The 17,645-nt window shown below is 58.4% G+C and carries 15 protein-coding genes; 10 read left to right on the top strand and 5 right to left on the bottom strand.

Annotated elements, in window-relative coordinates; all coding sequences use genetic code 11:
- Positions 1–23 precede the first annotated feature (23 nt).
- The 8 genes from M4951_RS25220 to M4951_RS25185 all read left to right on the top strand — a co-directional run bounded on the left by M4951_RS25220 (position 24) and on the right by M4951_RS25185 (position 5,740).
- Positions 24–1,535: a hypothetical protein gene (locus M4951_RS25220; protein WP_262024363.1), complete on the top strand. Its 1,512-nt coding sequence runs from the start codon at positions 24–26 to the stop codon at positions 1,533–1,535.
- 177 nt (positions 1,536–1,712) lie between these two features.
- Positions 1,713–2,285 (top strand): hypothetical protein, encoded by a 573-nt coding sequence (locus M4951_RS25215; RefSeq protein WP_262024362.1) that lies wholly within the window; start codon positions 1,713–1,715, stop codon positions 2,283–2,285.
- A 14-nt stretch (positions 2,286–2,299) separates the two neighbouring features.
- Complete coding sequence (locus M4951_RS25210) at positions 2,300–2,989, top strand: DUF6931 family protein (RefSeq protein ID WP_262024361.1); 690 nt, start codon at positions 2,300–2,302, stop codon at positions 2,987–2,989.
- Positions 2,986–3,558 (top strand): DUF6931 family protein, encoded by a 573-nt coding sequence (locus M4951_RS25205; protein ID WP_262024360.1) that lies wholly within the window; start codon positions 2,986–2,988, stop codon positions 3,556–3,558. The genes M4951_RS25210 and M4951_RS25205 overlap by 4 nt, the downstream gene beginning before the upstream one ends.
- Before the next feature lie 16 nt (positions 3,559–3,574).
- Positions 3,575–4,087 carry a hypothetical protein gene (locus tag M4951_RS25200; RefSeq protein ID WP_262024359.1) on the top strand — a complete coding sequence of 171 codons (513 nt, stop codon included), beginning with the start codon at positions 3,575–3,577 and terminating at the stop codon, positions 4,085–4,087.
- 4 nt (positions 4,088–4,091) lie between these two features.
- The gene (locus M4951_RS25195) at positions 4,092–4,385 is read left to right on the top strand and encodes a PAAR domain-containing protein (protein ID WP_262024358.1); all 294 of its coding nucleotides are present in this window, start codon (positions 4,092–4,094) and stop codon (positions 4,383–4,385) included.
- A 72-nt stretch (positions 4,386–4,457) separates the two neighbouring features.
- Entirely contained in the window at positions 4,458–5,252 is a 795-nt protein-coding gene (locus M4951_RS25190; RefSeq protein ID WP_262024357.1) for a thymidylate synthase, read from the top strand.
- Positions 5,249–5,740, top strand: coding sequence for a dihydrofolate reductase (locus M4951_RS25185; RefSeq protein WP_262024356.1), 492 nt, complete (start codon positions 5,249–5,251; stop codon positions 5,738–5,740). Before M4951_RS25190 ends, M4951_RS25185 begins: the two co-directional genes overlap by 4 nt.
- A 9-nt stretch (positions 5,741–5,749) precedes the next feature.
- Here M4951_RS25185 and M4951_RS25180 read toward each other — a convergent pair whose 3' ends face one another.
- Both M4951_RS25180 and M4951_RS25175 read right to left on the bottom strand, forming a co-directional pair.
- Positions 5,750–6,346, bottom strand: coding sequence for a TPR end-of-group domain-containing protein (locus M4951_RS25180; protein ID WP_262024355.1), 597 nt, complete (start codon positions 6,344–6,346; stop codon positions 5,750–5,752).
- Positions 6,347–6,640: 294 nt separating this feature from the next.
- Positions 6,641–7,549: an HDOD domain-containing protein gene (locus tag M4951_RS25175; RefSeq protein WP_262024354.1), complete on the bottom strand. Its 909-nt coding sequence runs from the start codon at positions 7,547–7,549 to the stop codon at positions 6,641–6,643.
- Between the two features lie 385 nt (positions 7,550–7,934).
- Here M4951_RS25175 and M4951_RS25170 point away from each other — a divergent pair, with 385 nt between their 5' ends.
- Complete coding sequence (locus M4951_RS25170; RefSeq protein ID WP_262024353.1) at positions 7,935–8,303, top strand: hypothetical protein; 369 nt, start codon at positions 7,935–7,937, stop codon at positions 8,301–8,303.
- 5 nt (positions 8,304–8,308) lie between these two features.
- On the opposite strand, the gene M4951_RS25165 is transcribed toward M4951_RS25170, so the two are convergent.
- The gene (locus tag M4951_RS25165) at positions 8,309–9,766 is read right to left on the bottom strand and encodes a DUF1501 domain-containing protein (RefSeq protein WP_262024352.1); all 1,458 of its coding nucleotides are present in this window, start codon (positions 9,764–9,766) and stop codon (positions 8,309–8,311) included.
- Between the two features lie 52 nt (positions 9,767–9,818).
- Complete coding sequence (locus tag M4951_RS25160) at positions 9,819–12,680, bottom strand: DUF1553 domain-containing protein (protein WP_262024351.1); 2,862 nt, start codon at positions 12,678–12,680, stop codon at positions 9,819–9,821.
- Between the two features lie 345 nt (positions 12,681–13,025).
- On the opposite strand from M4951_RS25160, the gene uvrA reads away from it, so the two are divergent.
- Positions 13,026–15,896 carry an excinuclease ABC subunit UvrA gene (gene uvrA / locus M4951_RS25155; RefSeq protein WP_262024350.1) on the top strand — a complete coding sequence of 957 codons (2,871 nt, stop codon included), beginning with the start codon at positions 13,026–13,028 and terminating at the stop codon, positions 15,894–15,896.
- Between the two features lie 75 nt (positions 15,897–15,971).
- On the opposite strand, the gene M4951_RS25150 is transcribed toward uvrA, so the two are convergent.
- Positions 15,972–17,588 carry a kelch repeat-containing protein gene (locus M4951_RS25150; RefSeq protein ID WP_262024349.1) on the bottom strand — a complete coding sequence of 539 codons (1,617 nt, stop codon included), beginning with the start codon at positions 17,586–17,588 and terminating at the stop codon, positions 15,972–15,974.
- Positions 17,589–17,645 lie beyond the last annotated feature (57 nt).

Here is a 17,645-nt window from a genome sequence, read left to right as displayed (position 1 = left end):
CTTTTCCGAGAGAAAGAGTTGCAATGTCCGATTGGGTCGATACCACAGAAACCGCGCTGAAGGACTTCTTCGGCTTTGGGCCGGGTGAGTTCAAGTGCACGATCGGCGCGGATGACTCAGGCACCTACGGTCAGATCGCCGATACGTTTTTTGGAAGCCGTCAAACCACGGTGGTGGATCCCTCGTTCTTGTTGAACAAGCTGGGAACGAGCATCTTGGGCGCGCTGATCAACGGCGTGTTCGGGCAAAGCGATCTCTATATGGGGCAAAAGATGGGCGCCTCGTATGGCGGCCCTTGCGCAGAGTTCACGCGCGCCAATGAAATTAAAACGACGGCGCGCCCGCTCTTTATTCGACCACCGCTTTGGATGTCTGCGGTCGAAGAGCGCGCGATCGAAGCCGGGAACGAAGAGTTTCAACCTACCGGAGCCGTCGTCGAAAATGCGCTGCGCGTCCTTAGCGTTGCGGTGGTCGCCACCAATATGCTGTATCAGCTGGGCGTGCACTTCAAATATCCCAAGTACGAGGGGACCGAAGACGAAAGCTCTAGCGACAGCGATAGCAGCAGTTCTGATCAAGATTCGGATCGTGTACCGCATTTGTATGTGACGATCGGCACGCATGTTTCGCAACTGCTCTACGGCATCATTATGGCGCTAGAGAAGAAAAACGCCCTGGCCAACGCAGCTGAGTCAGCCGCGCGCAACGGCGCTGAGGTAGAAACACGGCTCGTCAACCCGGCGACAATCCCCACAGGTTGGGGAATTCTGATCACGGCGGAAGGAGAAGAAACCTTGCTGCGAGTGATGGACCGAGCTGGCGGCGGCGAAATGAACCTGGAAGAAATGGAAGGGGGCGAAGACGAAGACGACGAATTTGCCGGCGACGAAGAAGAAGATGATGCCGATCCAGAAGAAGAGGATGATCTGGGAGACGACGATGCGGAACCAGATGGGGAAGAAGAGGACGACGATGGCGGTGGAGACGACGATGGCGGTGGAGACGACGACGGCGGCGGAGACGACGACGGCGGTGGAGACGACGACGGCGGTGGAGACGACGACGGCGGTGGAGACGACGACGGCGGTGGAGACGACGACGGCGGCGGAGACGACGACGGCGGTGGAGACGACGACGGTGGCGGAGACGACGACGGCGGCGGAGACGACGACGGCGGCGGAGACGACGACGGCGGCGGAGACGACGACGGCGGCGGAGACGACGACGGAGGTGGAGACGACGACGGCGGCGGAGACGACGACGGCGGCGGAGACGACGACGGAGGTGGAGACGACGATGGAGGCGGAGACGATGACGGAGGTGGAGACGATGACGGAGGTGGAGACGATGACGGAGGTGGAGACGATGACGGAGGTGGAGACGATGACGGAGGTGGAGACGATGACGGAGGTGGAGACGACGATGGAGGTGGAGACGACGATGGAGGCGGAGACGACGACGGCGGTGGAGACGATGACGGAGGCGAAGATCAACAACCGGAGCGATATAACGGTCCCAAACTCAAACAAGACTAGACATGCGCGGCGCCGTTTTCAGCCGGTCCAAGGGCTGAAGCGTAAAGCCGCTTAGTACCAAGTCAGAGCATCGCATGACGCCCAACTACCGGCTGAGAGACTTCGTTGCGGCAATCTCCGCCAGGAGAGGATAGTACCGCTCTATGGCACGAATCGCTTGAAAATGAGAATGATGATATGAATCGAAATGAAACGCTCTGGGGCACTCATACCGTCTGTGCTTATGGCGGAATTTTCCTCGAATCGCGCGGTTATGGTCTGGATCTGGTCGCCTCTGGCGATGCTGGCACAGTGACCATCAACGGCGAGACCAACGTGCAGATGGTCAGCGGCACCGGCATGATTGCTGTCGCCGGTGGTGAAGAGTCGAACACCATCTGCATCTCGGCCGGTGAAATGGGAACGATTAAGCAAGTCGTTGGAGCGCCGATGGCCGGCGCGCAAATCGCCATGACGCCGGAAGAGATCACGATCAGCGTCGGGCCGGTTGGCGAGGGAGCCAGCATTATGATGACGCCAGAGTCGATCGTCTTTAAAGTTGCGGATATTATGCTTTCGATTACTCCGGAAGGAATTACGGAAGTGGTCGACGATTCGATGCGATCTATTACGGCGGCGGGACACGTGCTAGAAGCGGCGGATGGTTCGTTTGAAGTAACTCCAGCCGCGATCTCGCTCGAAGCTCCGACAATTGAAGTGACCGGCGATGGGATGATCACCATGGAAGGCGCGTTGGTAAACATCAACTAATAAAGTGATTCGTCATGAAATCTCGACCGTTCCCCAAACACGATTGTCGCCACGGCTCGCATGCAAAACATGCGGCGACTCCGTCGCCGGCAGCTGCGCCGCTGAGCCCGTTGCGCGGGGATGCGACAGCGGTCGAAATTTGCCAGCGTTACAAGTTGCAGTTGTCGTACGAAGCTCGCAGCTTGTTGACGCCGACATTGGCGCCGATGATCTATATCGAGCGCCTATTGGCGAAGGAGTTGGACGCCGCCGCCCGCAAGTTTCTGGCCGCTGCGTTGCCGCTACGTCGATCATTATGGTGGTCGGTGCTGGCGATTCATGACGCGCTAGGCGACGATCCTGACGGCGAAGCGTTTCATTTAGCGCCTGTGGTGCAATGGATTGCCCGTCCCAGTGAAGAAGGCTTGCTGGCGATCCGCCGCATCGACAAACAAGTAAAACGCATCTCTCTCTGGGGATGCCTCTATCAGGCCGCCTACTCGGCCGGCGGACGCGCGACTTCGCCCGATCAGCCAATCGCTGTCGCTCCGCCTGAAATGCCGCGACGGATCATTGCCGCGATCATCTCGATGGCGGCCAGTTATCGCGAGCCGCGCGGTTACTATGAGCGCCAGAGACGCTATTTGTTACTGGGAAAAAGCTTGGTGCAAGGTCCGGCGCCGTGGACTTGTCGGAACGCCTCACCCGCACAGGAGACGCGATGAGCAATCAAGAAGCGACCGCTCCAGCCGCACTTTGCGAATTGTCCGAGCTGGCGCAACAGTTATTAGAACGCGAACCACAGGCTCCTCGCTTCTTCAAAGCGCTGGTTGACAGCGAGCTTTATGACGATGCGCTGCAATTCGCAGCAGCATGTCTGGCGGCTCCTGATCGCGTCTGGTGGGGTTTGCTTTGCATCTGGGAATCACTACGTCCCGTGGCGCATCCCGATGAAGAGCTCTTGCTAGAGAATATTGTCGCGTATCTCCGAGCTCCGCAGGAGGATCTGCGTTGGCGGATTCGCGCCTATTCGCGCACCAAAGGGATCAGCCCACCGCTGAAAATGCTGGCTCAAGCTCTGTTTCATTCCGGAGAGAGCATCACGCCGGCGAATGGTCCGCAGCTGAAACCGAAACCCCAGGTCCCGGTTGCGTTGATCTCGACCGCAGCCAAATCAGCGGCCACCCTTTGTCGCAGCCGTGGCGGCGTCGACATGCGCCCAGAATTCCTCCGCTTGGCGATGGAAGTTAGCCGAGGCCAGCATTCGCTCATCGCAGAACCAGCCGCAACCTAAACCCCAGGAATCCACGATGGCCATTACGGATCAATTTGCCAGCGCACTCAGCCAAATGGATACATTTTTGGTGAAAGCGAACGCGATCAATAGTTCGCTTATCAATTCTAAGCAGCGCGAAATTTTCGGCCAAGCGTTGGCGATGGCGAAAAAAGCGCGTGTCGAGATGGAAACGGCCGTACCCGCCGCATTGCAGGCGATCGAGCAAACCAAGCAAAAAGCGACCAACGATCTCGCTTCGTTGCGAGCCGGCGTACCGGCGTTGAAGCAAAAACAACAAGAGATGAAACAAACCGCCCAGCAAGCCTCCGCCAAAATGAAAGAGGCGAAGGCCAAAATGAAGAAGGCGCCGGTCAAGGCGAGCATGAAGGGAATTAAAATGCCTCCGGCGTGGGGCGATCAATTGAAGGACGAGCTGTTAAACAAATTTGGCAATTTGCCTTCGGCTCCGACCGCCGCTCCGCGCGACGCCGCGATCTGGGATGATTGGCAATGGGGCGCCGGCGAAAAACCGATGGGCGAGGGCTAATTCCATGGGACAACCGGCCGCGTGCATTACGTACTTGCAAGTTTGTCCGATGGTGACGGTGATCGTGCCGCATGTCGGCGGACCGATCATTGGTCCCGGCGCCGTCACCGTGCTGGTGGGCGAAATGCCGGCCGCGCAGGTTACCAACATGTGTACCTGCGTTGGGCCGCCGTCGACGATTGTGCTTGGTTCAGCGACCGTGCTTTTGGAAGAAATGCCGGCGGCGCGAATGGGGGACGAAACCGATCACGGCGGCGTGATCTCGCTGGGATTGCCGGTCGTTTTGATCGGCGAATAGTCGCCCCCGGCGCGGCGATCCGCAGCGGTCCGCTACTTGCGAAAACCGCGGTTCTCCGGTATCAAGACCTGCATGCGACAATATCTAGATCTCATGCAGCGTATTCTCGACGAAGGGGTCCGCAAGGAAGACCGGACCGGCACCGGTACGCTGAGCGTCTTCGGCCATCAGATGCGATTTCGCCTGGCCGACGGGTTTCCGGCCGTCACCACCAAAAAGCTCCACCTGCGGTCGATCATCCACGAGCTGCTTTGGTTTCTGCAGGGAGAGACCAACGTCGCCTACCTGCGAGAGAATAAAGTCTCGATCTGGGACGAGTGGGCCGATGAAGCAGGCGAACTCGGCCCGGTCTACGGCTATCAGTGGCGATCGTGGCCGACGCCAGACGGCGGGCACATCGATCAGATCGCCAACCTGGTCGAGCAGATCAAGACCAACCCTGATTCACGGCGGCTGATCGTTTCGGCCTGGAACGTGGCCGACGTGCCGCGGATGAAGTTGCCGCCGTGCCATTTGCTGTTTCAGTTTTATGTGGCCGAGGGGAAGCTCTCGTGCCAGCTGTATCAGCGCAGCGCCGATGTCTTTTTGGGGGTGCCGTTCAATATCGCGTCGTATGCGTTGTTGACGATGATGGTCGCCCAAGTGACCGGCCTGGAGCCGGGGGACTTTGTGCATACGTTTGGCGACGCGCATCTCTACTTGAACCACATGGATCAAACGCAGCTGCAACTGTCGCGTGAGCCGCGGCCGCTGCCGACCATGCGGATCAACCCTGCGGTGACCGATCTGTTGAAGTTTCGGTTTGAAGACTTTGAGTTGGTCGACTACGATCCCCATCCGCACATCTCGGCTCCGGTGGCGGTATGACCGTTTCTTTGATCGTCGCGGCGTCACAGAACAACGTCATCGGCCGCAGCGGCGATATGCCGTGGCGGTTGTCGGCCGATTTACAGCGCTTCAAAAAGTTGACGATGGGACACTCGATCGTCATGGGGCGCAAGACGTACGAATCGATCGGACGCTTGCTGCCGGGCCGGCAGACGGTGATTGTGACGCGTCAGACCGACTATGCCGTCGCAGGGGCCGTGATCGCCGCCAACGTAGCGGAGGCGCTCAAGACGCCGTCGACAAGCGGCGAAATTTTTGTGGTCGGCGGCGGTGAGATCTACGCCCAAGCGATCGATCTGGCCGATCAGATTTACTTGACCCGCGTCCAGACGACGATCGCTGATGGGGACACTTTTTTTCCGGCGCTCGATCAAGACAACTGGGAACGTGTCGAAGCGACCGATTTTCCGGCGGACGAAAAGAACGACTACACGACGACCTTTGAGATTTGGCGTCGCCCCGGTTGAATTTTCGATTTAAGCGATCAGATTCATCAGCCCGACGAACTCGGGATCGTAGCGGATCGCATCAAAGTCCGACTCGGCGTCGACCAACTCGCGAAAGCTGGCGTTGATCTCGCAGGCCTGCGCCAAATACTCCATCGAGAGACGGAGGTTCTTCGCGAGGGCCCAATAGCAAGCCAAGTTGTAGTGAATGATCGGCTGGGCCGGATCGTTGCACATCGCTTCTTCCAGCGCCTCGATCGCTAGATCTAAGCGGCCCACACGCTTATAGGACCAGCCGAGGGCCAGCCAGACATGGATATCGGTCGGATCGTCGTCGCAGACGTGACGCAGGCAATCGATCGCCTTGTGATGCTCGTCCAGCGTGCGGTAGGTCTGACCGCGCAGATAAAGCGTGTCGTTGGATGATCCGTCGATCTCCTCAATTTCGTCCAGCAACGCGATAGCTCGCTGAGCGAGCGTTCGTTTGGCGTCGATCGAAGCAGGCAAGTGCGACGATGCCGAAAGGATCAAATCAAGATAGCCTTCCACTTCGCGAATGCGTCGCAGTCGACGCGTTTCCTGCAGGCTGTTCATATCGGGAAGTCCCAGGTTGATATTGGATGGCAATCCCATTGTTCGCGGAGCGAGCGCGATGTTCCAGCGCCGTTTTCAAAATAATTTTATCAAGCGGAGAAATCAAAACCAAATCTTCCCGCCGTTGGAGCGTCTAAAAGCAAGAACATTGGTTGGAATTTGCGGCTTACGTTCGGTTGCCTGATTTTGCGATTCTTCCCGTCGATCTAAAGTCTTCCGACTCGCTAGCACTGCGGACCGAGGATTTCACAAAAAAACGCCGCAGACGAATATCGTCCGCAGCGCTTCCATCACTGGGTAGATGTTGGTATTCAGCCGCTGACACGCTTAGGTCTGCGACGGTTCTTTCGGCGCCGCTTGGAACGAATCGACCAACGTTTGGGTCGGGGTCGTCAGTTTCAAAACCGGTGCAAATTCTTCAAATTCGACATCGATTTGCGCAAGCAGTTCTTCGGCGCTGGGACCATCGCCCCGGAGTTGTTCGTAGTAGCCGACGAAAGTGTCCCGTTCGGGCCAGGCTTCGTCATTGGTCGCCGGCAACAAAGCGGACAAAGCGACGGACACCTTGCCGGGCTCATTGGGCTCGTTGACCAGTCGTTCGATATCGGCGTGCGATTCAATCAGCACGGCGAACTCTTCCGGCAGGCTCCAACCGCGAGCGATCACGCCGCCTGCTTCAGCATGGTCCCAGCCGAATTTTTCGCGTTCGAGTTCGGACAGGCGTTTTTCGCCGTTGGCACGACTGACCAAGAGGTCGGCATATTTTTCGGGTAACTCTTTGGCCAACAGCGGCACGGCCATATCTTGCAGCAGCGCGGCGGCGAAGAGATCTTCGGAGTCTTTCAGCCCCAAAATCTTGCCCATCGCTCGCGCGAATAAACCGCGTCGCAGCGAATCTTGCCAGAGATTCTTCAGGTCAAAGGGCCCACTCTTGGGATTGGGCATTAGGCTGAAGACGGCGCTCCAGAGAGCGAAGTTTTTGATCGTGCGAATGCCGACCAGGGTGATCGCCAGCTTTACGCTGGAGATCTCACGGGAAAAACCGAAATACGACGAATTGACGAATCGTAATACCTGTCCCGTGAGGCCAGGGTCCGATTCGATCGGTACCGCAAACTCCGCAGGTCCGTTTTCTGGATCTTGCGAAAGTTCTAACAAGCGGATCGCGCTTTGCGGCAACGCCGGAAGCTGGGCTCCCGCCAACAAATCTTTGAGCTGTTTCGATGAGTCTGTCATGGCTTTTTTTAACTCTACCCCGGTGCTGAAAATCCAAACCCAAGCCGCCGGAACGACGCGAATGAGAGTTCCACCCCGAAACGTAGGTCACATGGCGCCGAGACGCAAACCACCGAACTTCGATTGCAAAAGATTCGTAGGGTTCGACAAACAGGCGAAAACGGCCGCGGCGCGTTATAATCAGAACTTGGAGCGTTGCTTTCAGGAAACGCGCGTGTTCCCCAAAAGCGACGGAGCCGCTCGGCAAGGATGCGAGAAATTTTGCTAAGACGTTGTGCTTATAGAAGTTAACGTCAGCGTCGCTCATTTGGGCACGGAGGTTGCCTTTTCAGGTATCCCATCGTCCCCCTGTTCGCACTTCGCCTGCCTATCGCGGAAAACCGCTGTGTTACGAACCCTATTATTTGTCGCAACCTTGCCGGTACTCTTCTGGCTAGCGACATGCGCCGTAGTTCCGAGCGCCCACTATTCCAACGCCGAGTCGACCGCCGAGTTGGCCGAACCCATTCAGTGGCGTCACACCGTCGATGGTTGGGAGACGATCGACGAGCTGCAAGTCGAAGAACCGCCGCTGGTGCGCCAGCCGCCGATACATCCGCTGACGTTATTGCCGCTGGTCGTCGCCGTAGCGCTGTCAGCGCTGTTGGCTTTTGAGCCGCAAACAGATTCGCCGGCCGTCGAAACCGCTTTGACGGTCGCCGAAGGTTCCGCCGTTGCGGTGGAGACCGACTCGGTCAGTTCGACCAACGCGTAACTCGGCTACGCCAAGATGCCTGGCACTAATTCACCATGCACGTCGGTCAAACGGAAGTCGCGACCAGCGAATGGATAGGTCAATTTCAAATGATCCATTCCCATCAGGTGCAAAATGGTCGCTTGCAAATCATGGACATGCACCTTGTTCTCGGTCACTTGGAAACCGAGTTCATCGGTCGCCCCGTAGGTGATTCCTGGTTTGATTCCGCCGCCGGCCATCATCAACGTAAAGCAATCGGGATAGTGATCGCGGCCGAGATTCTGACTGCCGGCAGTACGGCCTTCGCGGAACGGGGTGCGGCCAAATTCTCCTCCGCAAATCACCAGCGTATCCTCGAGCAGGCCGCGTTGTTTCAGATCTTGGATCAGCGCCGTGACCGGCTCGTCGATCCGTTTCGCTTTGGTGCGCAAGCCGTCTCCTAGCGATTCGCTGGGATTGGTGCCGTGGAAGTCCCAACCCCAGTCAAACAGCTGCACATAGCGAACGCCCTGCTCGACCAGACGTCGCGCCAGCAGGCAGTTGGACGCAAAGCTGCCGTCCCCCGGCTCGGCGCCATACTTGGTCAGCGTGTCGGCCGTTTCCTGCGAGATGTCCATCGTCTCCGGCGCCGAGGCTTGCATCCGATACGCCAGCTCGTACTGGGCGATGCGCGTCTCGGTTTCGGGGTCGCCGATCACGCTGGCCTGGGCTTGATTCAGATCGCGAATCGCGTCGAGCGACATCCGCCGCACGTCGCGCGGCATCCCTTTCGGGTTCGAGAGATACAAGACCGGATCCCCTTGCGAGCGACACTGCACCCCTTGAAAGACCGAGGGCAAAAAGCCGCTTCCCCAGGCGCTTTTGCCAGAGCTGGGATTCGACCCGCCGGAATTGAGCACGACGAAGCCCGGCAGATTTTGATTCTCGGAACCGAGCCCATACGTGACCCACGATCCCATCGAAGGCCGACCGAGTCGCGGCGAACCGGTATAGAGCAGCAGTTCGGCCGGAGCATGATTGAATTGATCGGTATTCATCGACTTGATGAAACAGATGTCGTCGACCACTTCCTCGAACTTGACCAGCGCGTCTGACAGCCAGGCTCCAGACTCGCCGCACTGACGAAACTTGTGAGGAGTACCAAGCAGCGTCGGCGTTCCCTTGGTGAAGGCGAACTCTTTGCCGGCGAGAAACTCCGCCGGACAATCGGCGCCGGTCCGTTTCACCAGTTCCGGCTTGTAGTCAAACAGGTCAAGATTCGGCGGCGAACCCGCCAAATGCAAATAGATGACCGATTTCGCCTTCGGAGCGTATTGGGCTTTGCGCGGCGACATCGGCTGTGAGGGATCGATCGAGATCTCGTCAGCCTGCGACTCGCCCGACAGAAGTGAACCGAGCGCCATCCCGCCGACGCCCAACTGCATCGCACTCAGAAAGTGGCGCCGCGTAATCGATTGCAATTGTTCGTGTCGGTGGTTCATAGCAAGTTTCGCCGTGAAAGAGTCCAGAGAAAACAGCAGTTCCGTTGGTCGCCTAACGCGACAAAAACTCGTCCAGATTCATCAGCACATTTCCGAGCAAAGTCCACGCGGCCAATTCGGCGGCGTCGGCCCCTTGCGGCAGCGGGCCAATCGGATCGGTCGCGATCGTGTTCGCTTGCTCCGGCTGCTCGCGATATTGGGCCAGCGCCTCTTCCAGCAATTGCACCAGGCGGGCCATTTCGGCCGGTGTTGGTTGGCGACTCAGACAAATCCGAAAGCCGTAGGCGACGCGATCTTCTTGCGACGTTCCCCCCTCGGCGACGATCCTGCGCGCCAAAGCTTGCGCCGCTTCGACATAGACCGGATCGTTCAACGTCACCAGCGCCTGGAGCGGCGTGTTGGTCGCGATGCGGCGAATTGTGCAAACCTCGCGACTGGTCGCGTCAAAGGCCATCATCGAGGGATAGGGAGTTGTCCGTCGCCACTTGGTGTAGAGCCCGCGACGATACCGATCTTCGCCGGTGCTCGGTTCCCAATCGGTTGATCCGCCAAACGCCGCGCGCATCCCCATTTTCGGTTGCACCGGTCGCACCGACGGGCCATTCATCTTGCGGCTCAACAGTCCGCTGGCGGCCAGCGCCGAATCGCGCACCATTTCGGCCGACAGCCGAAATCGCGGCCCGCGGCTGACCAGTCGATTGGCCGGATCGATCGTCAGCTTCTCTGGCGTTGCAATCGCCGCCTGACGATAGGCGGCCGACTCGACCATCAATTTGATGGTCCGCTTGATGTCCCAGCCATGGTCCATTAGGTCGACCGCGAGATAGTCGAGCAGCGGTTGATTGACCGGCAGTTCGCCCTGCGAACCAAAGTCTTCGCTCGTTTCGACCAGCCCGATGCCGAAGAGTTGTTCCCACAGCCGATTGACGGCCACGCGAGCCGTCAGCGGATTCTCACGAGCGACAATCCAGCGGGCCGCGCCCAGGCGATCGGCTTTGGCGTCAGCTGGCAAAGGATGAAATTCCCCCAACACGCCGGGCTCCACTTTGTCGCCGTGCACTTGATAACTGCCGCGGATTTGAATGAAGGTCTCGCGCTGTTTGTCGGCGGCGAGCTCTTGCATGATCGGCGTTTTGATCGGACGCACGGCGGCGAGCTGCTTCTCCAGCTTTTTGATTTCTTCCTGCTTGGCGGTGATTTCCGGACGATCTTTCGCGGCGAATTTCGTGATCGCTTGCTTGGCGTCATCGGTCAGTTCTTCTCCGGTTTTCGGAGGGGTGAATTCGATAAAGGTTGCGAAGGGAGCGTCGCTTTGCCGTCCCCAGATCGGCTGACGCTGATCGTCAAGCAGAATCACGCGGTACGGAGCGAGCCGAGTAAAGAGATCACCATCGGTTCGATTCCAAAGCACGACCTTCTCCAGCGCGACCGCGTCTTTCAAATCGAGCTCCCACCAGGGATCGTTTTGGGTTTCGGTATGGGTCGTGCTTTTCGCGTTGAAGTAGTGTCCGTCGGTGATGCCGTCGATCGCCAAATTGGCCGAACCTTCGTAGGCGACTCCCGATTGGGTCGCGGCGCCGCGTGGGGCGATGTTCTCACCACCGGCGATCGCTTGAACTTCGGCCAACGACAAGATTTTTCCTTCGCCGAGATTCTCGATCCGAATGTAACGCGCCGCCAGCGGGCCGGTGGGGACCGCCGGAGACGTGGGAGTCGATTCCTGCAACGTTTTCAGGTCTTGCTGCGCTTGCTTCAAGCTTTTGGTCAGCGACTGCTTTTTGGCGGTCTGCTGCGCCGTCCAAGACTCGTGATTGGGCGATTCATCGCCGCGATCCGCGTCGGCCGATTGATTGAAAATCGCGAAAAAACGGAAGTACTCTTCATGCGAGATCGGATCGTATTTGTGCGTATGGCACTGGGCGCATTCCATCGTGAGCCCCATCCAGGCCTGCATCGTCGTGTTGACCCGATCGACGATCGCCGCATTGCGGAACTCTTCGTCGTTGGTTCCCCCTTCGCTGTTGGTCATCGTGTTGCGATGGAATGCGGTCGCAATCAACTGTTCTTCGCTCGGCTCAGGCAGCATGTCGCCGGCAAGTTGATCGATGGTGAATTGATCGAACGGTTGGTTGGCGTTGAGCGCCTGAATCACCCAGTCGCGATACTTCCAGATATTCCGTTCCGGGTCTTGGGCGTAGCCGGCCGAGTCCGCGTAGCGCGCGATATCGAGCCAGGGTCGCGCCCAACGCTCTCCATACGCCGGATCGGCCAACAACCGGTCGACCACTTTCTCATAGGCGTTGGGGGCGTCGTCTTGGACGAACGCGTCGACTTCTTCCAGAGTCGGCGGCAAACCGATCAGCGCCAGCGAAACGCGCCGTAACAACGTCGCGCGATCGGCTTCGACTGCCGGAGTCAACTTTTGTTCGTGCAGCTTTTGCAAGATGAAGCGGTCGATCGGATTTTTGGCCCATTCGACTCCTGGGGAAGTCGGAGGTTCGTTCTGGACCGGCGGTTCAAAGGACCAATGACGCTGGTACTCGGCGCCCTCGGCGATCCAGCGGCGGAACAGATCCACTTCCGCAGGGGTGAGTTGCTTACCCGACTCGGGAGGCGGCATGCGAACAAAGTCGTCGCCGGTTAAGCGGGCCAGCAGCTCGCTGTCGTCTGGTTTGCCGGGGACAACGGCCATTGAGCCGCTATCCAATTCGGCCACGGCTCCCTCTCGCTGATCCAATCGGAGACCCGCTTCGCGTGACTCGGGATCGGGGCCGTGACAATGAAAACAATTGCCTGACAGCAGAGGACGAATATCGCGGTTGAAGTCGATTGGTTCCTGTGCGCTGCTGACGCCTGCCAGAAGCAAGAGGACAGGAAACGCCATCATCCAACAAAAACGAGCTATTTGCGGCATTCCAAAGCACCAGAAAATGAGCAGGCGGGTCTAAGGTTGGAGAGCGTCTCGGTGAGAAGCCCTATTGTCCCCAATACCGATTGCGTTCACAACCGAAATTGAAGCCACTTTCCAGCTAAATTGCGCGAGCTGGAAAGAGCGGAACCGAATTCAGCAAAGAATCACCAATTTTGTCAACGCAATGCCTCGTTCTGGTCTCGTGCGGCCAAATTGATCCCCTCTGCAGGACTGATTTGAGGTCGTCGCCGATTGTAGTATCGGCCGCGGCCTGTTAGGCTGAAAAGATTCGTAACCGCACTTTAATCGCCGTTAGGGCGGTTCTCGCCTCTCTTCTCGAAAGCTGACGTGGTGCATCGCGAGGAAAATACGCTTCCCGAAACGCCCAGCGATTTCATCCGAATTCGCGGGGCTCGCGTTCATAACCTGAAAAACGTTGATCTCGATATTCCTCGAAATCAGCTGATCGTTTTCACAGGCCCCAGCGGCAGCGGCAAAAGCTCGCTTGCGCTCGATACGCTGTTTGCCGAAGGGCAGCGGCAATATATCGAGAGTCTCTCGGTTTACGCGCGACAGTTTCTGGATCAGATGGAACGCCCTGACGTCGATCTGATCGAAGGTCTGCAACCGACCATCTGCATCGATCAACGCGCCGGTAGTCAAAATCCGCGCAGCACGGTCGCGACGGTCACTGAGATCTACGACTATTTGCGCCTGTTGATGGCGCGACTGGGACAGCCGCACTGCTGGAAGTGCGACGTGCCGATCTCGCAACAAACGCCGGAACAAATCCAAGATCGCTTATTGTCGCTCCCCGAGCAGACGAAGCTAATGATCTTGGCCCCGATGGTGCGCGGTCGCAAAGGCGCTCATCGCGAAGAGATCGACAAGATCCGCAAAAGCGGCTTGTTACGAGCGCGCGTCGATGAAGAAGTCTTTGAAATCGATCAGATTCCAGAGCTGAATCCGAAGAAAGCGCACTCGATTGACGCCGTCGTCGATCGCATCATCGTGCGCGAAGGCTTACGCGCTCGGATGGGCGAATCGGTCATGATGGCGCTGAAGCTGGGCGAAGGACGCATGCTGGCATGCTATCTCGATGACAAAGCGATCGACGCTAAGCATCCGAAGGGAACCTGGCGCGATGAGGTCTACAATACGGAGCTCGCCTGTCCCAACTGCGGGCTCAGCTTCATCGACATCGAGCCGCGCACCTTCAGCTTCAACAGCCCTTACGGCGCGTGTCCCGTTTGCGAAGGTCTGGGCTCGAAAGAAGAGTTCGACATCGAGCTGGTCGCGCCTGACCTTTCCCTTTCGCTGGAAAAGGAAGCGATTGTCGCCTGGAAGGCGCTGACCGCCGCGACGCAAAAGAAACATCACGCGGCCGCCGAAGAATTCCTGAAAAAGCATAAGATAGAGCCCGACACGCCGCTGGCCGAAATTCCAGAAAAGACGCTCCGTCAGCTCTTTCACGGCGACGACAAAAAGTTTCTCGGCATCCTGGTGATGCTCGAAAAAGAGTTTGTCACCACCACGCGCAAGGCGCGACTCGACCAGCTGGCCGCGTTTCGCGCTGAAGTGATCTGCAGCGCCTGCAAAGGCTCGCGACTTCGCATGGAAGCGACCGCCGTCTTGATCGGCGGCAAAGCGGTGCATGAAATCACGTCGCTCAACGTCGCCGAGGCCCGCGAGTTTTTTCAGCAGCTCGAGTTTTCCGAATACGAACTGCCGGTGGCCGAACCGATTGTCCGCGAGATCATCAAGCGGTTAGAGTTTCTCGAGAAAGTCGGCGCCGAGTATCTCAACCTCAATCGCGCCGCCGATACGCTCAGCGGCGGCGAACTGCAGCGCGTCCGCTTGGCGACCGGGATCGGATCGGGACTGGTCGGCGTCTGCTATATCTTGGATGAACCGTCGATCGGGCTGCATCCCCGCGACAACGAGCGGCTGATCAGTTCGCTGACCGATCTGCGCGACCAAGGCAATTCGGTCTTGGTGGTCGAACATGATGAAGCGATGATGCGCATGGCCGATCGCGTGATCGACATCGGCCCCGGCGCCGGCGGCGACGGAGGTCGCGTCATGGCCGATGGTGCTCCGGCCGATGTGGAAGCGAATGAGGAATCGATCACCGGACGTTACCTCTCTGGCAAAAGCCGGATCGAACTTCCCGAGAAACGCCGCCGTATCGCGAAGACGCGTTCGATCACGATCGAGGGAGTGACGACCAACAACCTGAAAGATGTTTCGGTGCTGGTCCCGCTGGGCGCATTTGTGTGCGTGACCGGCGTCAGCGGATCGGGCAAAAGCTCGCTAATCAACGAGACCTTCGCCCCTGCACTTTTGAAGCGTTTGAACACGCCGACCGCCAAACCGGGACCGCACAAAAGCTTGCGCGGCGCCAGCAACGTCGACAAGGTGATCCCGATCGATCAATCGCCGATCGGCCGCACTCCACGCAGTAATCCGGCGACCTACACCGGCGTCTTTGACGAGATTCGCAAGGTTTACGCCGGAACGCGTCAGGCGAAGCAATATGGCTACAAAGCGAGCCGCTTCAGCTTCAACGTGCAAGGAGGACGCTGCGAAGCGTGCCAGGGACAGGGGCTGCAGAAGATCGAGATGAATTTTCTGCCCGACTTGTTTGTGACCTGCGCCACGTGCCGCGGCGCTCGTTTTAATCGCCAGACGCTGCGAGTGCGATACAAAGACAAGTCGATCGCCGAAGTCCTCGACATGGCGATCCGCGACGCGGTCAGCTTCTTCGAGAACATCCCGATGATTCATCGGACGCTGGCGAGTCTCGACGATGTGGGGCTCGGCTATTTGTCGCTGGGCCAACCGTCAACGACCCTCAGCGGCGGCGAAGCGCAGCGGATCAAATTGGCGACCGAACTGGCGCGTGTCGATACCGGCTCGACGCTCTACTTGCTTGACGAACCGACGACCGGGCTTCACTTTGAAGACATTCGACGTTTGCTGGACGTGCTGAATCGCCTGGTCGACAAGGGAAACACGGTCGTCGTGATCGAGCACAACTTAGATGTCATCAAGTGTGCGGACTGGATCATCGACTTGGGCCCCGAAGGTGGTTCCGGCGGCGGACACATCATCGCCGCAGGCTCACCCGAAGATGTCGCCGGCGTCGCCGCCAGCTATACGGGACAGTTTCTCAAACCGCTGCTCAACGGCCGTGTAGCGCTGGCCGAAAGCGAATAGCAATCCTAGAGCCAAAAAAAACGCGAGCCGAATTCGGCTCGCGTTTCGCATTTCTTGTTGTCGCTGGATCTGAAATTACTTCAGATGGACCACGTCGACTTCCGTAAACTTGCCGATGCCCATGTTGGCGCCGCCGACAAAGATCAGCTCGCTGTCGCCGACCGGCAGCATTCGATGGAAGAAGCGTTCGTTGGTCAAGCCGCCGACCGTCTCCCACGACTTGCCGTCCTCGGCCAAGCGAACCAAACGTCCGCTCATCGTGCTGGCGTACAGCTTGCCGTCGACGGGAAAGGCCGACGTGCCGAAGCCATCCATGCCGCCGCCGGGAAGCGAAGGACCTTCGCTCCACTTTTTCGTCGCCGGATCATAGACGTCGACGCGCGTCGTGGGGCCGCCATCTTCTTGCATGCCGCCGATCGCGTAGAGCTTGCCATTCTGCACGCCGACCGACAATGCACGACGTTGGAACGGCGGTACCGGCAATGCGGTCCATTCGGCGTTTTCTTGGCTCAAATCGAGCGAGTAGGCAGTCTTGTGCCAGGTCGAGTCGTTGTCTTCGCCGTTCAGCGCCCAGCCGCCGATCACATAGATCGTGTCGCCTAGCACCGCAGCGTCGAACGAAGAACGGGGCTCCGGCAGTTTCGGCAGATCGGACCACTCTCCTTTTTTCAGATCAAAGACGGCGGCGTCGGCTTGCGAAACAAGATTGCGACCTTCTTCGTCTTTCTTGTTCATCGCGGTGAAGCCCCCCAAGCGATAAAGCTTGTCGCCGTTGGCGACCATCGCCAGACCTTGCAATTTCGGGCCTTCGGCGACCGTTTCCCACTTCGCGTCTTTGTTCAGCGGCAATCGCTGCAGCGAGCCGTTTTGCGCTTCGTAGTAGTAATGATGCGCGTCGCCGGTGTGACCGCCGTAGACATACAAGCTATCCTCGACAACCGCCGCGCCAAAGCTCGTGACCGCTTCGGGCAGATCGGAGAAGGCGCTGATCGATTCGTTCAGTTTGGGCACGACAGGCAAGGTCAACGTGGTGTAGTGACGGACCGTATCATACTTGTCGTCGCCTGACTGGCCCGCCGTTTTTTCAATGTAACGAACGCGAACCGCATAGACGCCGGCTTTGCTGATGGCGAACTTTGCGACTCCTTGGGCGTCGGTTTCGGCTTCGACTTTCCCAGCCGGACCTTCGACAACCACTTGGGCGGCGGCGGCCGGTTTGCCGGCGAAGGTCGCGGTGACGACCGCTTCATTATCCTGGATCGAAGGGACGACGTCGAGCGAAACGTGCTTCGAAGCGTCGAGCTTCCAGGCCGATTTGCCGAGGTTCGGACCGGTCTTGGCATTGTACTGCAGCAGGAATTTTTCGCCGCCGCGCTCCATCACGCCCAGCGAGCGGGTCAAAACATAAAGCGAATCGCCGCGGCCTTTTAGCTCTTCCGAAGTCAACTCGTCATTGGCCAGCGTGAACTTGATCTCTTGCGGCTCTTTGTCGTCGCGCAAGCGAAATGCGACCGCATCAGCAACGCGCTTCAAGATCGCCGGCTCATCGGCGTAGGGACCTTCCGAGAAATAGAGATTCAGCTGTTTCGGGCTTTCGCTCTCGACCAACCATAAAAAGTGGGCGCGAGCCGGCGCGACAATCGCTAAGATCAGCAGCGCCGCTGTGAGCGCGCTCGTCAGTTTACGCAACATGCAAGGTTTCCTTCGCCAATAAGGTGTGGGCACGGCGACTGATCCTTATTGGACCAG

Origin of the sequence: Blastopirellula sp. J2-11, assembly GCF_024584705.1 — a bacterium.
In the GTDB taxonomy this organism is placed as follows: domain Bacteria; phylum Planctomycetota; class Planctomycetia; order Pirellulales; family Pirellulaceae; genus Blastopirellula.
Note: the sequence above shows the minus strand (reverse complement) of the source record. Positions and strands in the feature narration are given on the sequence as shown.

Bases quoted from the DNA above. Each gene is read 5' to 3' on its own strand.
- M4951_RS25220 (WP_262024363.1), top strand. From the start codon at position 24: ATGTCCGATTGGGTCGATACCACAGAAACCGCGCTGAAGGACTTCTTC.
- M4951_RS25215 (WP_262024362.1), top strand. From the start codon at position 1,713: ATGAATCGAAATGAAACGCTCTGGGGCACTCATACCGTCTGTGCTTAT.
- M4951_RS25210 (WP_262024361.1), top strand. From the start codon at position 2,300: ATGAAATCTCGACCGTTCCCCAAACACGATTGTCGCCACGGCTCGCAT.
- M4951_RS25205 (WP_262024360.1), top strand. From the start codon at position 2,986: ATGAGCAATCAAGAAGCGACCGCTCCAGCCGCACTTTGCGAATTGTCC.
- M4951_RS25200 (WP_262024359.1), top strand. From the start codon at position 3,575: ATGGCCATTACGGATCAATTTGCCAGCGCACTCAGCCAAATGGATACA.
- M4951_RS25195 (WP_262024358.1), top strand. From the start codon at position 4,092: ATGGGACAACCGGCCGCGTGCATTACGTACTTGCAAGTTTGTCCGATG.
- M4951_RS25190 (WP_262024357.1), top strand. From the start codon at position 4,458: ATGCGACAATATCTAGATCTCATGCAGCGTATTCTCGACGAAGGGGTC.
- M4951_RS25185 (WP_262024356.1), top strand. From the start codon at position 5,249: ATGACCGTTTCTTTGATCGTCGCGGCGTCACAGAACAACGTCATCGGC.
- M4951_RS25175 (WP_262024354.1), bottom strand. From the start codon at position 7,549: ATGACAGACTCATCGAAACAGCTCAAAGATTTGTTGGCGGGAGCCCAG.
- M4951_RS25165 (WP_262024352.1), bottom strand. From the start codon at position 9,766: ATGAACCACCGACACGAACAATTGCAATCGATTACGCGGCGCCACTTT.
- M4951_RS25160 (WP_262024351.1), bottom strand. From the start codon at position 12,680: ATGCCGCAAATAGCTCGTTTTTGTTGGATGATGGCGTTTCCTGTCCTC.
- M4951_RS25150 (WP_262024349.1), bottom strand. From the start codon at position 17,588: ATGTTGCGTAAACTGACGAGCGCGCTCACAGCGGCGCTGCTGATCTTA.